Source organism: Thermodesulfovibrio sp. 1176 (assembly GCF_029946585.1).
Classification (GTDB): domain Bacteria; phylum Nitrospirota; class Thermodesulfovibrionia; order Thermodesulfovibrionales; family Thermodesulfovibrionaceae; genus Thermodesulfovibrio.
The window spans coordinates 319,166-333,119 of the sequence record NZ_JARZRZ010000001.1 but is presented as its reverse complement, the minus strand read 5'-3'; the positions used below and the strand labels follow the sequence as shown (position 1 = coordinate 333,119).

13 protein-coding genes and 1 tRNA gene are annotated in these 13,954 nt (G+C 32.5%); 9 read left to right on the top strand and 5 right to left on the bottom strand.

From position 1 onward, the window contains the following. Position 1 precedes the first annotated feature (1 nt). Together ccsB and QI155_RS01790 are read right to left on the bottom strand one after the other, a co-directional pair. Positions 2-1,060 carry a c-type cytochrome biogenesis protein CcsB gene (gene ccsB, locus QI155_RS01795; protein WP_068861546.1) on the bottom strand — a complete coding sequence of 353 codons (1,059 nt, stop codon included), beginning with the start codon at positions 1,058-1,060 and terminating at the stop codon, positions 2-4. Next, positions 1,057-2,445, bottom strand: coding sequence for a cytochrome c biogenesis protein ResB (locus QI155_RS01790; protein ID WP_068861547.1), 1,389 nt, complete (start codon positions 2,443-2,445; stop codon positions 1,057-1,059). Before QI155_RS01790 ends, ccsB begins: the two co-directional genes overlap by 4 nt. A 451-nt stretch (positions 2,446-2,896) precedes the next feature. On the opposite strand from QI155_RS01790, the gene QI155_RS01785 reads away from it, so the two are divergent. From QI155_RS01785 to QI155_RS01750, 8 genes are all read left to right on the top strand, one after another. After that, positions 2,897-3,304, top strand: a complete 408-nt coding sequence (locus tag QI155_RS01785) for a hypothetical protein (RefSeq protein WP_068861548.1) — start codon at positions 2,897-2,899, stop codon at positions 3,302-3,304. A gap of 94 nt (positions 3,305-3,398) precedes the next feature. Continuing rightward, complete coding sequence (locus QI155_RS01780) at positions 3,399-5,399, top strand: cytochrome c3 family protein (RefSeq protein WP_281320984.1); 2,001 nt, start codon at positions 3,399-3,401, stop codon at positions 5,397-5,399. Then, positions 5,399-6,031, top strand: coding sequence for a cytochrome b/b6 domain-containing protein (locus QI155_RS01775; protein ID WP_068861558.1), 633 nt, complete (start codon positions 5,399-5,401; stop codon positions 6,029-6,031). Before QI155_RS01780 ends, QI155_RS01775 begins: the two co-directional genes overlap by 1 nt. A 44-nt stretch (positions 6,032-6,075) precedes the next feature. Continuing rightward, complete coding sequence (locus QI155_RS01770; RefSeq protein ID WP_068861557.1) at positions 6,076-6,447, top strand: cytochrome c3 family protein; 372 nt, start codon at positions 6,076-6,078, stop codon at positions 6,445-6,447. A gap of 54 nt (positions 6,448-6,501) precedes the next feature. Continuing rightward, complete coding sequence (locus QI155_RS01765) at positions 6,502-6,711, top strand: hypothetical protein (RefSeq protein WP_281320983.1); 210 nt, start codon at positions 6,502-6,504, stop codon at positions 6,709-6,711. After that, positions 6,695-6,820: a hypothetical protein gene (locus tag QI155_RS01760; protein WP_281320982.1), complete on the top strand. Its 126-nt coding sequence runs from the start codon at positions 6,695-6,697 to the stop codon at positions 6,818-6,820. The genes QI155_RS01765 and QI155_RS01760 overlap by 17 nt, the downstream gene beginning before the upstream one ends. 23 nt (positions 6,821-6,843) lie before the next feature. After that, positions 6,844-6,934: transfer RNA gene (locus QI155_RS01755), tRNA-Ser, on the top strand. Between the two features lie 30 nt (positions 6,935-6,964). Then, a complete protein-coding gene (locus QI155_RS01750) occupies positions 6,965-7,597 on the top strand; it encodes a flavodoxin family protein (protein ID WP_068861555.1) in 633 nt (210 codons plus the stop codon). A 16-nt stretch (positions 7,598-7,613) separates the two neighbouring features. Here QI155_RS01750 and QI155_RS01745 read toward each other — a convergent pair whose 3' ends face one another. Genes QI155_RS01745 through QI155_RS01735 form a run of 3 tightly spaced genes read right to left on the bottom strand, consistent with a single transcriptional unit; the run spans position 7,614 to position 11,755 of the window. After that, entirely contained in the window at positions 7,614-9,599 is a 1,986-nt protein-coding gene (locus QI155_RS01745) for a cation:proton antiporter (RefSeq protein WP_068861554.1), read from the bottom strand. A 9-nt stretch (positions 9,600-9,608) separates the two neighbouring features. Beyond that, the gene (locus QI155_RS01740; protein WP_068861553.1) at positions 9,609-11,363 is read right to left on the bottom strand and encodes an aldehyde ferredoxin oxidoreductase family protein; all 1,755 of its coding nucleotides are present in this window, start codon (positions 11,361-11,363) and stop codon (positions 9,609-9,611) included. After that, the gene (locus tag QI155_RS01735) at positions 11,360-11,755 is read right to left on the bottom strand and encodes a 4Fe-4S binding protein (protein WP_068861552.1); all 396 of its coding nucleotides are present in this window, start codon (positions 11,753-11,755) and stop codon (positions 11,360-11,362) included. Before QI155_RS01735 ends, QI155_RS01740 begins: the two co-directional genes overlap by 4 nt. Before the next feature lie 99 nt (positions 11,756-11,854). Between QI155_RS01735 and QI155_RS01730 the strand changes: the two genes are divergently transcribed. After that, a complete protein-coding gene (locus QI155_RS01730; protein ID WP_281320981.1) occupies positions 11,855-13,951 on the top strand; it encodes a glycosyltransferase family 39 protein in 2,097 nt (698 codons plus the stop codon). The last annotated feature ends 3 nt before the right edge of the window (positions 13,952-13,954 follow it).

Genomic DNA, 13,954 nt, shown 5'->3' with positions numbered 1-13,954 from the left:
ATTACATGCTTCCGTATGAGTGAAGTCCACTTAAGAATAAATTAACTCCAAGATAGGTAAACATTGTTACAAGAAAGCCAATTACTGCTATCATAGAGGTTTTCGTGCCTTTCCATCCTTTTATAAATTTAGCATGAAGGTAAAAGGCATAAACAAACCATGTTATCAATGACCATGTTTCCTTTGGGTCCCAACCCCAGTATCTACCCCATGCCTGATCTGCCCATATTGCGCCAAAAACCAATCCTCCTATCGTAAAAATAGGAAAACCAAAGGCTATTGCTTTGTAAGTAACATCTTCAAGGAATTGAGGAGTAATTTTGAAGTTTTCAAAGATTTTTATAATACGATTGCTCAGTCCCCAGAAAAGAAAAATTGTGCCAAAAAGGGCTAACCAACTAAAAAGAGATATTCCAATAGATGGATTCCCTAAAGTTGAATGAAAAATTTTGACTGATTTGGGATTTGAGGATGTGACAACATCAAGTATTACCGAAACAAACATAAAAAACATAAAACCCAAAGCTGAAGTTGAAAAAATATATTTAAAAGATTTTTTATTTTCTGTGCCCATTATTATATGAATAAGGGCAGTGATAAAACTTATTGCAAAAGCAGCATAGGCTATAAAACTCAGTGTAACATGGGCAAGTAACCAATTGCTTTTTAAAGCAGGAACAAGGGGTTGTACTTCCTTAGTAATTCCAAGCAAATCAGTAATTCCTATGGTTATTCCGGCAATAATAGAGACAAAAACTCCGAAGGTTTTGTTTTTATATTTCCATTCAATAAATAGATAGCCTAAAACAATGCACAAAACAAAGAAAACAAGACTCTCATAGAGATTTGTGATTGGAATACTTCTCATAAATGAGTGATTTATTGAATACATTTCTTTAAATCTCTGAATAAATCCGTAAATATGAATTAAAGCACCAGAAAAAATCATTCCTGTAGCAGCAAAACCTAATTTTTTATTTTTTGTAAGCATATAAACAATATAAATCGGCATTGCAATAATATAAAGAAGTCCTGCAATAGAAATTATTTGATAGCTCATGCTTTATCTCCTTTCGTTTCTTTTATTATTTCATCTATCTGTTTTTCAATCATTCCCTTTGATGTAGGGCTATAAAAGGTTATTTTATTTTTGCTTACTATCACAAAGTAATTTAGGGGTCTTAAAAATAGACATATGAAAAGTCCTACACACATTAAAATTGAGCCAATATATATAAGAGGAACTCCTGGGTCTTGCCTTACCTGTAGTCCTGTAAATTGAGCTCCCCAAAGCTCGTTAAATCTTAATCTACCATAGGGAGTCTCCCATGTTTCAGGAATTTTTGAAAGTATCCATTGTTGAGTTTGTTTTCCCTTTTCTTCAAAAACCACAAGTACAGCAGGATTTATCATATCAGTGCTCATGTTAAAAAGTCTTCCTGCTTCATCAACTCCTAAAGCAGGAGAAAAATCTATAACAAAGGCATTTACAGAGGTTTCAGGAATTTTGAATTTCTCCTCAAAATGGGCACTAATATTGTGTTCTTTACCTTTTTTATCAAAATAGGTAAATCTAAACTCAGCATGTTCTGTTGGTTGAAATCCATAACTTGCTTGATAAAATGTAATTCCTTTATATGTAAAGGGATGATTTACTTCAATGACAATGTTTTCTTTGACAGGTTGACCATTTTCAATAATTTTTAAATAACTTCTATAAGCCTTCGGTACCCCAGAATTTTCATAATATTCTACTTCAAATTTATCACATCTAACCTCAAAACCAAGTGGAATGGCTTTACCTTCATCAGAAATTGCAAAATTTAGTCCAGTTCCTTCAACTATATTCATTGAACCTCTGAATCCGAAGAAAATTCCTATTAAAGCTCCAGCAAGAATAATAAGGATGCTTAAGTGGGTAAGATAAACTGCCAGTCTTGTTTTACTCCTTTTTCTTGCCTGAATTTGAACACCATCTTTGGTCTCAAAAAGATGGATTAAAAATCCTTTCTTTTTAAAGACTTCTTTTACTTTTTCAAGTATTTTATCGTTATTAATCTCTATAGTGCTTTTTATCGGCATCTTCTCCAAAATTTCTAATGGATAAGGCTTAGGGGATGTTTTAAAAGATTTTAAAAGAGAGGGGAGCCTGTCAATTGAGCATACTATTAAATTTAATGCAAACATGAAAAGCAAAAATGTAAACCACCAGCTGTGATAAAGATTATTAAGGTCAAAAAGACTAACTATTTCATAAGCTTTATGGGCAGAAGAAATAGACATAAACTTTGAAAAAAATTTAATAACAGGCTCAGGTTCGATACTTTGCGGAATAACCGTTCCAATGGCAGCACCAATAGAAATAATTATAAATAAAGCAACAGCAAGGTCAACAGAAGCAAAAAAATTCCAAACCCTATCATTCCATTTATCAATTTTACCCATCAATCCCCCTTATTTATTTTTATTTTATCCAAATATCCAAAGTAGTAATGGAATCTGTGCTGTCTTTTGAGTAATATTGGTATGTCCTGACTACATTTAAAAATATTCTTTTGCATTTTTGTCTTTTTTACTTCCTTTCTTTGTATTTATAAACCTCTTTTTATGTAATTTTGCTATTATTTTCTGTTATTTTAGAGCATCCCTTCTATGTCATTCTGAGGCACAAAGTGCCGAAGAATCCCCTCCTTATTTTAATTTTATATAAGAATTTAGACCCTTCGGCTTTGCCTCAGGGTGACAGAGAGAGGAACAGCACTACAAAGTATTAAATCCAGCGAATGACAACAGTAAGAGAAATCAAAACTATCTCTAAAATCTAAAAACACCCTCTCCTCAAGCATTAACTCTAGTTTTATTTGATTAATTTAACACAGAAGTGTTATATTTTTCTATGATTAAACTTAGCAGATTTACTTTATTTATGACTGCTTTATTAATTTTTGCCTTTCTTTCTACCAATTTTGCTTTTGCAGAAAATAAATCTATAATACTTTATTTTTTCTGGGGTGAGGGCTGTCCTCACTGTGAAAAGGAAAAGGAATTTCTTAACTCTCTAAAAAAGAAATATCCAAAATTACAAATAAAAGATTATGAAGTATGGCATAATCAGGCACCAAGGCAACTTCTATTTACAATGTCACAGTCTTACGGAATAAGTCCCTCAGGAGTGCCTGTAACATTTATCGGTGATAAAGCTTTTGTTGGATTTAATGAAGAAATTGCCAAACAAATTGAACAAACTTTAAAATACTGCCTTAAAAAAATCTGCGAAGACCCTCTATTCTATAAAAAGCATTAATTAATTCCTTAAAAAATTTTTATATCCCTCTATTTCATTGTTTGTGTTATAATGTTGCAACTGTTTTTATAAAATCTATAAAAAGGAGTGAGGGATGAGGGCAATTTTTATTACAGTAATAGTTATATTGTGTTTCTTAGCGTCATATTTTATTCCTTTAAAGGATGCAGTATCTCAGGATATTAAATCTTGTCTTAAATGTCACTCAGTCAAAACATTGAGTAAGAAATTAGAAGATGGTCAATCCCTTTCTCTCTATGTTGACGGAGCTAAATATGAAAAATCCGTTCACGGAGCCTTAGACTGCTCCTCATGCCATCCAGATATTACACTTAAAAATCATCCAAGACCTAAGAAGATTGCTAACAAAATGGTATATACAAAGGAGTTTTCAAAGCACTGCCTTAACTGTCACCCACAAAATACTTTAATGAAGCCAGAAGTCCATGGAATAGTTGTTAAAAAAGGCGAGATAGTATGTGCCCAATGTCATGGTTCCCACTATATGGGTTCAATAAAAGAATGGAAAAATAAAGCAAGCTTTAATGAATATTGTTTGTCCTGTCATAAATTTAATATTACCAAAACTCTACCAAGTAATGAAAAAATATCCTTGAAAGTCAACGAAGATGAAATTAAAAAATCTGTACATGGTAAATTTCATTGTATTGTATGCCATAGTGATTTTTCAAAGGCAAAACATCCAATTTACAATTTTAAAAATAAAGCAGAGTACAGAGCTAAGATGACTGATATCTGTACAAAATGCCATACTGATAAGGAACTCCAGAAAAATCCAGCTCATTATGCTTTGACAAAAACAGCCTCATGCATTGAATGTCACGGGTTTCACGGCGTAAAGCCTGCAAAGGTTGCAAAGGCTCTTCCAGAAAATCAGTACTGCCTTAGCTGTCACAGTAGAGCAATATCAATGAAGATGAAAAATGGTGAAACCCTTTCTGTGCAAGTCAAAGAATCAGATATTATAAATTCAGTTCATAAAAAACTTAAGTGTACAGATTGTCACAAAGAATTTTCAACAACACAGCATCCCATAAGAAGTTTTGAATCAATAAAGGATTACAGGGCAAAGGCAAAGGATATTTGCAATAACTGTCACCAAGATGCGGTCAAAAAATATGACAAAAGTATTCATGCAGAAGCATTCAAGAAAGGTGTTCCAGAAGCACCTGATTGCATTAAATGCCATGATTATCATAAAACCACATTGATTACAAAAGATAAAATTGCAAGCAATGAACTTTGTGTAAAATGTCACGGTAAAGAAGGACAAGCTTTTAAATCAAGTATTCATCATAATGCTTTAATTCAGGGTAAAAAGGACGCACCAAATTGTTCTTCCTGTCATAATTCTCATGATGTATTAGCTACTAATATTGCAAATCTTAATAACTCCTGTCTAAAATGCCATAAAGACACGAAGTCTGTTCACAATAAATGGCTATGGAATCCTCCTGTAAGACTTACAACCTTTGTTGATGTTCATTTTAATTCAGCCTCCTGTGCAGCCTGTCATACCAATGCAGATAAATCATTATCAGTTGTGCTCTTTGATAGAGCTAATAAAAAGCCTCTTACAGAAAGCGAAGTTGCGAAACTTTTAGGAATAGATGTTAAAGAAATAAAAGGAAAGATTGATTCTAATGGAGATGGAAAAGTTCAGGAAAAGGAATTATGGCAGTTTATGAGCATGATTAAAACGAAAGTAAAGGCAAATCTTTCAGGCAGGATTGATGTTTCTAATCCAAATGATGCTCATAAAATAGAAGTAAAAACCAAGGCAGTTAAAGATTGTGCTGCCTGCCATAGTTCAGGCGTTGCCTTTACAGGTAAACTGGAAATTAATAGAGAAGGAGCTAAACCAGTTAAGTTTGAACTTGAAAGAAGTGCCTTTAATTCAGCCTATGCTATACCAAATATAAAAGATTTCTATGTTTTAGGTTTAACAAAAATTAAAATTCTTGATACTCTATTCTTCCTTGCACTTTTAGCTGGAATAGCAATTCCAATAGGTCACATTACACTTAGAATTTTAACTGCACCAATTAGAAGAAAAAGAAGGGAGGGAAAATAATGAAAAAGATTTATCTTCATCCATTACCAGTAAGAATCTGGCATTGGATAAATGCAATAGGATTTATAATTTTAATCTTAACAGGTGCACAGATAAGATTTGTTGATTCAATGGGACTAATGAGCTTTGAAACAGCAGTTGACATTCACAGCTGGTTAGGATTTATATTACTTGCAAACTATTTTATATGGCTTGTGTATTATCTTTTTACAGGTAAACTATTTAAAATTTATATTCCACCTTTCTGGAGACCTGTTGAATTTATAAAAAATTCTATTAAACAGGCAAAATATTACGGATACGGAATAATGGTTGGAGACAAAAATCCTCATCATCCAACCCCTGAACATAAATTCAATCCAATGCAGCAGATTTCATATTTGATGATTATGGTATTATTGATTCCTCTTCAGATTATTACAGGACTAATGCTTTGGGATCCTCAACTTTTTAGCTTCCTAATCAGTATAATAGGAGGAATTCAGATAGCTTCACTAATTCATACTGGTTTATGGATATTTTTTACTGCTTTTATATTAGTTCATTTTTATCTTGCAACATTGGGACACACTCCAATGGCTCATATAAAAGCCATGTTTACAGGGTATGAAGAAGAACATGAAGAGCATTAATTAATAATATAATAAAAAATTGAATTGAAAGGAGGTGAGTAAAGTTGAAATCTAAAAAAGGGTTAATGGTTCTAATAGTTGCCTGCTTCTTATTTGCTATTTCCTTCGTATATGCACAACCACAGGATGTCTACAAGCTTCACTGGGAAGGAGCTAAGCTTCCACCTACAGAGTTTACACATAAAAAACATGCTGAAGATTACAAAATTGACTGTAAAGTATGCCATCACAAAGACCCAAATCCTGCTGAAAAGGTAGCAAAATGTATTTCCTGCCATGATATAGCAGAGGCAAAAAATGGTGCTCCAAAGGCAGAAACTGCCTATCATAAGAATTGTATAGACTGTCACAAAAAGGAAAATGAAGGTGGTAAAGCTGCACCAACAAAATGTAATGAATGCCACAAAAAAGGATAATTTATTTTGAAGCCGGAGTTTATACTCCGGCTTTTTATATTTTTTATATTAAAAATGGAAAAATTTAAAAAGTTCATCGGAAAACCCTTTAAATTAGAAACTATTAAAAATTCTGATTTTTTAAAAAGTTGCTCCCTTGCTTGTCAAAGTATTCCTGAAAAAATTGAGGAATTTGAAGAACTTGAATTTTTGATAAATGATATTGTTATGTGTGTTGCAGTGCTTGAAGGAAAAATAAAAAAGAATTATGCTTGTAAAGGTTAATCCTGAAAATCCCGATGATTGTAGTCCTCTTACAAAAGAAGAACTTGAGTCATTTTTAACAAAAAATGAAGAGAAACTTCTAAAGTTTTTTGAAAATATCACAGAGTAAATGCTAAAATAAAAAATCTTTTTGGAGAGGTGCCGGAGTGGCCGAACGGGCGCGACTGGAAATCGCGTGTGGGGTCTAAAAGCTCCACCGAGGGTTCGAATCCCTCCCTCTCCGTATTTTATTGTTTATTGCAGGAGGATAAAAATGAAGGTGGTAGCTTTTAATGGAAGTCCGAGGAAAAATGGTAATACTTATCATGCAATTAAAATAGTAGCTGAAGAACTTAAAAAAGAAAAAATAAAAGTTGAAATAATTCAAGTTGGTAATAAAAAAATAAGAGGATGTATTGCCTGTTATAAATGTGCTAAAAACAGAGATGAAAAATGTGTGATTAACGATGAAGTAAATGAATGGATTCAAAAAATAAAGGAATCTGACGGTATTATATTAGGTTCGCCTGTTTACTTCTCAGGAATAGCTGGTACCTTTAAATGCTTTTTGGATAGAGCCTTTTTTGTTGCATCTGTTAATGGTGGACTGTTTAGGCATAAAGTCGGAGTAGCTGTTGTAGCTGATAGACGTTCAGGTGGAGTAGCAACTTTTGACCAGCTTTTGCATTATCTACATTATACAGAAATGATTGTTCCATCATCTAATTACTGGAATGTAATCTTTGGAATGAATCCCGGAGAAGCTTTAAAAGACGAAGAAGGAATGCAGATAATGAGAATACTCGGGAAAAATATGGCATGGACATTAAAACTTCTTGAAAATGGGAAAGACAAAATAATTGAACCACAAAAAGAAGCAAAAATATTCACTAATTTTATAAGATAAAAAATTTAAACAGGATTTAATCTTTTTTCTGAAAAAAATTCAATGCATCAACTAATTGTTTCTTGTTTCCAACATAAATTATTATATCTCCCTCTTTTAAAATAAAATCAGCAGAAGGATTGAGAATCGTCTCTTGTCCTCTTTGAACAGCAATGACTGTAACTTTTGCTCTGTGTCTTATATCAAGAGACTTTAAAGAATGTCCAATTAACCAGGAGTCTTTTTCTACTAAAAAGCTATCCATATCAAGTCCTTCAAATATAACGCATTCAATTCCTGCTCTTGTTTTAGGGGTTTGAGACATTGTTAATATTTCATAACCTTCTGCTCTTATCTTTTCTATCATTTGAAGAATCTTATTTCTTGGAGTACCAAAATAGTGTAATACCCTTGCAAAAATTTCTAAGGATGTCTCAAACTCCTCTGGAATAACCTCATTAGCACCAATTCTCTTAAGTTCTTCGATTTCTGTTACAAATCTCGTTCTAACAATTATGTGAATTTTTGAATTTAATGTTTTTGCAATCTGAACAATTTTTCTTGTTGCCAGTGGATCAGATATAGCAATTACTAAAACTTTTGCTCTGTGAATTCCTAATTTATGTAAAACTTCAGGACTTGTTCCATCTCCATAATAAATAGGCTCACCCTGTTTTTTCATTTTTCTTACAGTATCTGGATTTAGTTCTAAAACAACATAGGGAATATTGATTTCTTTTAAAACTTTTGCCAGATTCCTTCCGTTAAGCCCATATCCAACAATTATTACATGATTAGATTTTCTTACAACTATCTCTGTTTCTTTTATTTTTCGAGCTTTTTCAAAGTGTTTGAAAGGCTTTTTCTGAATTAAATAATCAATAACAGAATGAGAGTATCTTATTATCAGAGGAGTAAGTAGCATTGTTATAACAGAGGCAGAAATAAAGCTTTGATAGGCATCTTCATTTAATAATCCTACTGATTTGCCAGTAAAAGCAAGGACAAAGGAAAATTCTCCTATCTGAGAAAGCGCTAATGCAGATGATAAAGATAATTTAAGAGAATTCATGAAAAAATAAACAATAAGGAGAATAATTAAAGTTTTAAAAAAGAAAATGCTTCCAACTAAAAATACTTCCTCTAAGATATGAGTTCTTATAAAATCCACATTTAATAACATTCCTACTGAGATAAAAAATATACCTGAGAAAGTTTCCTTAAAGGGTAAGATGTCAGATACAGCTTGAGCTGAATATTCGGATTCAGAAATAACCACACCAGCTAAAAATGCACCAAGTGCAAGAGAAAGTCCTAATTTTGATGTAAAAAAGGCAGTTCCAAGGCAGATAGAAATAGTTGTAATTATAAAAAGCTCTCTACTTCTTGTTTTTACAATTTCATGAAGTAGAAAAGGTACAGCTATTCTTGAAAAGATAAAAACAACGGAAAGTATAAGGAAAGCTTTTAAAATAACAGTAAGAAAATTAAACAATCCTCCACCTTCACCTGAAAGCATCTGAGTAAAAAGCATTAATGGAACTACGCAAAGGTCCTGAAAAAGAAGAATTCCAAGAGAAATCTTACCATAAGGTGAGTTTAATTCTCCTCTGTCAGAAAGAAGTTTCATCACAATAGCTGTACTGCTTAAAGCAACAATAAAACCATAAAATACTGCATTATTTAAAGTAACATCTAACAGAGAATAACTTAAAAAAGTTATCACAGCTATTGTTAAAAAAACTTGTAGGCTACCAAATAGAAAAACTTCCTTTTTTAAAGAAATCAATCTTGGAATTGAAAACTCAATTCCAATTGTAAACATAAGTAAAATAACACCTATTTCAGCTATGAGTTCAACTTCATGGGGATCTTTTATTAAACCAAGTCCATAGGGACCAATAATAGTACCTGCGATCAGAAATCCAACAATAGAGGGAATTTTAAGTTTGCCAAGAACATAGATTATTATTCCTGAAACACCGAAAATAATAATTATTGATTGAAGAAATTCATATATCATACGGCAGATTCATAGTAAATCTCTAATTTTAATCTTTAATATTTCAATGCATCTTCTTGCAAAATCCTCGTTTATCTGACCATTACTTGAGGGAAGTTCAAAGACTCTTCTTGGTAGATTAAGACTATCAAAGTTAAAACCAGATTTAATTTTAAAACGATACTTTTCAGCGTATATATCTTGAGCAATTTTTCTTAAATTACTCTCATCTAATTCATAACCTGCAAGTTTTAAACTTTTAAGAACTATTTCTGGAGTATAAATTTCTCTTCCAAAAAAGCATATTACAAGACTTGAAAGAATCTGTCTCCACTGTTCTTCATTGAGAATTTTTTCAACAATTTGTTCTGCTGTGAAATGTTTTGTCATAGCCTCTTTATCAATGGCATATCCTGCAGAGTCAAGGTGACTATGTCTTGCACCAAAAAGATATCCAATATGAGCACCATAACCTGTGTGGTATCCAGGCATTTCATTTTTGCCATAAGTTAATGCAAAATCTTTCCCTCCATATTTTGAAGAAGCATGATCAACTCCTCTGGCAATATCTTTGTAAAACTCGCTCTCTCCATACACAATTTTTCTTACTATTTCAACATAGGCATTTAAATTTCCCCATTCTGGGATAATTCCTTCTGTTTGTTTTTCACTTATTATGCCTTTTTCAAAAGCCTCTGTAACCCATGCAAGTACTACTCCTGTTGAGATTGCATCAAGTCCCATATCTTCAACAACTTCAATTAATTTTAAAATGTCCTCTGAAGATGTGATTCCAAGCATAGAGCCAAGAGCATAAATAAGTTCATAATCATAGGAAAGATAAACAGTTCTGTAAAAATAGGGTTCATCTTCATAGGGTTTTCTGAGGGCTGCTAAATGAATGCAAGCAACTGGGCAGTGACAGCAGGCAACTCTTCTTCCGAGATGTTTTTGAGCAAAAACCTCACCTGAGATATTTTCAATACCTAAAAGTTCATTAGTACGCAAATTTTTTATTGGAATTCCCTTTGAAAAACTAAGAGGCAGGACATTTGCAGGTGTACCAAGTTCATGATATTTTTTCATCTTTTCAGATTCTGAAAGCTCTCTAAGAAGTAAGGAATAAAGGTTTTTATATTCTTTAAAATCAGTTACTGAGAGGTCTCTTTTCCCTGATACAAGCAGTGCCTTAAGATTTTTACTTCCAAAAACTGTTCCAAGCCCCAATCTTCCAAAATGTCTGTAAGTTTCCAAAGTTACACAGGCAAAACTTACAAGTTTTTCTCCTGCAGGACCGATTCTCATTATAGTTCTTAATCCAGCCCCAGGTTCACGGGTTCTGATTATTCTTCCTGCTGACTCCTCTAATCCCCAAAGCGTTGTAGCATCTCTGAAAAACACTTTATCACCATGAATTGAAATGTAACAGGGTCGTTCACTTTTTCCCTTTATAACAATTGCTCCATATCCTGCCATTCTTATTGCAATGGCACTTCTACCTCCTGCATGGGATTCTCCAAGATTTCCTGTATGAGGAGACTTAAACATCGCAACGGTTTTTGATGCTATAGGAAAAAGCCCATTTAATGGACCAACAGCAAAAATTATGGGATTTTCAGGAGAAAATGGATCTGTATCAGAAGAACAATTTTCTTGTAAAAGGGCTATTGCAACTCCTGTACCACCAAGAAATTTTTCAAATAAATCGGGGCGCTCTTCTACCCAGAATTTCTTTTTTGTCAAATCAATATAAAGTATTCTTTTTAAAGGATCTGTCTTTATCATTTCCTTTTAAACTCCATTACCTTGTATGGACAATTTTTTGCACATTCTCCACATTGAATGCATATAACTGGTTTATTTGTTAAACTATTCCATCCAATTGCATCAAGAACACAGGCTTTAATACAATATCCACAACCTGTGCATTTAGATTCATTTAAAAGGACTCCACCATTTTTTCTTACTAAAAGAGCATCTTCTGGACAGGCACGAGCACAGGGTGGGTCTTCGCAACCACGACATACCCAAACTGAAAAACCTCTTGATATTCCACCTTGAGACCTTACTTTTATACAGGAACTTTCAAGTCCAACTGCTTGATGAGCCCTTCCACAGGCAAAAATACAGATTAAACATCCAACACATTTTTCACTGTCTTTAACGTAAACAGGCATAATGAAATTATAACATGTTATAATTTCAAATCAAACATGGAAAGAGAAATTTTATTGTTTTTTCATAAAACTCTATCAAGTGCTTTTTTAGACACTTTGATGGTATTTTTTACACAAAGGGGGTATCTTTTATGGCTTCCTGTTTTTTTATGGATAATTTTTAAAAATTTAAAAACAAAAAATTACAGAGGAATTGTCTGTTTAACCTTTGCTATAATTTTAGGAGTTTTTCTTTCTGATTGGTTTTCCCTTGAAATAAAAAATATTGCTCAAAGAATTAGACCCTGTCATACAGAGTATTTCAGAGAAGTTGTAGGATGCACAAACTCATACAGCTTTCCTTCGAATCATGCTACAAATTCCATGGCAGTAGCAACTATTTTAATACTTTTTTGGAAAGGGATGGCTCTTTCAAGATTGATTCCAATTTATATTTTTTCAGTGGCTCTACTTATATGCTTTTCAAGAATTTATTTAGGTCTGCATTGGCCTAATGACGTGGTTGGTGGTGCTTTCTTAGGAATTATTATTGGTTTCACTGTTTTTAAAACAACTTTTTCGATTAAGAATATTAAAGGATTTTTCTACTTTTTTCTTGTAGTTATAAGTCTTTTTAGAATCTATTTTATTCTTCATGGACCAGTTGACCTAAGCCCCGATGAAGCCCATTACTGGGAATGGTCAAGAAGGCTTGATTTAAGCTACTACTCCAAAGGTCCAATGATTGCCTATTTAATCGCCCTTTCAACATGGATTTTTGGAGATAATCCCTTTGGAGTAAGAATTCTTGCGGTTGTATGCTCCTTTTTAAGTAGTATCTTCATCTATAAAATTGCAAAAAAACTTTTTGATGAAAAAACTGGTTATTTAAGTGGTATTTTCTTTCAATTAATTCCTCTTTTTTCAACCTTTGGAGTCCTATTTACAATTGATAGTCCCTTTATTTTATTCTGGCTTGTCTCAATGTATCTTTTTTTGCTTGCCTTAGAAAAGAGAAAAATTTACTGGGTGATTCTCGGGTTCACAATAGGATTTGGGCTTCTTACAAAATATACAATGGCTTTTTTTTATGTATGCATGCTTCTTTATTTGCTAAAAGAAAAAGATTATTTCAAAAATTCATACTTATATTTATGTCTTTTTATTTCTCTGGTTGTTTTTTCTCCTGTGATAATATGGAATTTTCAGCATAATTGGGTAACCCTTAAACATACTGCTGGTCAGGCACATCTCTATGAAGGATTCAAAATCTCTTTAAAATATTTTGCAGAGTTTATAGGAAGCCAACTTATTGTTGTAACTCCGTTGGTTTTTGTTCTTGGATTGTACTTAATTATTAAGGAAAAGATTCTTCGGCACTTTGTGCCTCAGAATGACATAAAGAGGGATAAGAATGGCAGAATAATAAATATAAGATGGTTTCTTATTTCCTTTTCAATGCCTGTTTTTGTATTTTTTTTCTTAAAAAGTCTTCAAGGTAAGGTTCAGGCAAACTGGGCAATGCCAACTTATATTGCTTTTGTAATAGCAATTGCCTATGCTTATGAAAGAAAAATTTTAAAAAAAATCACATATATAGCAATTATCGTTGCAACAATTTTTACTTTTATAAACTACTCCCTGCCTTATCTAAATCTTCCTTCAAAAATAGACCCTTCAGCAAGGCTCAAAGGATGGAATGAACTGGGATTAAAAGTATCAGAGATAAAAAAATCACTTGAAAAAGAGGGTAAAGTTATTATCTTTTCTGACAGATATCAGATTTCAAGTGAGCTTGCTTTTTATGTACAAGGAAAATCCCGCGTATATTGCATTCCTATCGGAAGAAGAATGAATCAGTACGATTTATGGGAATCAATAAATGATGAATTGAAAAATGAGGAGATTCTTCGGCACTTTGTGCCTCAGAATGACATAAAGAGAGAGCAAAATGACAAAAAAAGAGTAAATCAGAATGATAAAACCTTACTCGGAAGCACAGAAGAAAGAGTTAAAATGACAGACAAGCCAGTTCATGGTATTTATGTTGTTTACGGAATAAAAGAGAATCCTCAGATAGAAGTTCTTAATGCTTTTGAAAAATGTATTCCAGAGAGTTTTACAGTTTATATAAAAGAAGTTAAAATTAGAGATTATACGATTTTTAAATGCTATAATTTTAAAGGTATGAAATTACCAAGACCAGAAAGTTATTAAGGA

Bases quoted from the DNA above. Each gene is read 5' to 3' on its own strand.
- QI155_RS01760 (WP_281320982.1), top strand. From the start codon at position 6,695: ATGCTTGTAAAGGTTAATCCTGAAAATCCCGATGATTGTAGTCCTCTT.
- QI155_RS01790 (WP_068861547.1), bottom strand. From the start codon at position 2,445: ATGGGTAAAATTGATAAATGGAATGATAGGGTTTGGAATTTTTTTGCT.
- ccsB (WP_068861546.1), bottom strand. From the start codon at position 1,060: ATGAGCTATCAAATAATTTCTATTGCAGGACTTCTTTATATTATTGCA.
- QI155_RS01745 (WP_068861554.1), bottom strand. From the start codon at position 9,599: ATGATATATGAATTTCTTCAATCAATAATTATTATTTTCGGTGTTTCA.
- QI155_RS01780 (WP_281320984.1), top strand. From the start codon at position 3,399: ATGAGGGCAATTTTTATTACAGTAATAGTTATATTGTGTTTCTTAGCG.
- QI155_RS01775 (WP_068861558.1), top strand. From the start codon at position 5,399: ATGAAAAAGATTTATCTTCATCCATTACCAGTAAGAATCTGGCATTGG.
- QI155_RS01730 (WP_281320981.1), top strand. From the start codon at position 11,855: ATGGTATTTTTTACACAAAGGGGGTATCTTTTATGGCTTCCTGTTTTT.
- QI155_RS01740 (WP_068861553.1), bottom strand. From the start codon at position 11,363: ATGATAAAGACAGATCCTTTAAAAAGAATACTTTATATTGATTTGACA.
- QI155_RS01735 (WP_068861552.1), bottom strand. From the start codon at position 11,755: ATGCCTGTTTACGTTAAAGACAGTGAAAAATGTGTTGGATGTTTAATC.
- QI155_RS01785 (WP_068861548.1), top strand. From the start codon at position 2,897: ATGATTAAACTTAGCAGATTTACTTTATTTATGACTGCTTTATTAATT.
- QI155_RS01750 (WP_068861555.1), top strand. From the start codon at position 6,965: ATGAAGGTGGTAGCTTTTAATGGAAGTCCGAGGAAAAATGGTAATACT.
- QI155_RS01765 (WP_281320983.1), top strand. From the start codon at position 6,502: ATGGAAAAATTTAAAAAGTTCATCGGAAAACCCTTTAAATTAGAAACT.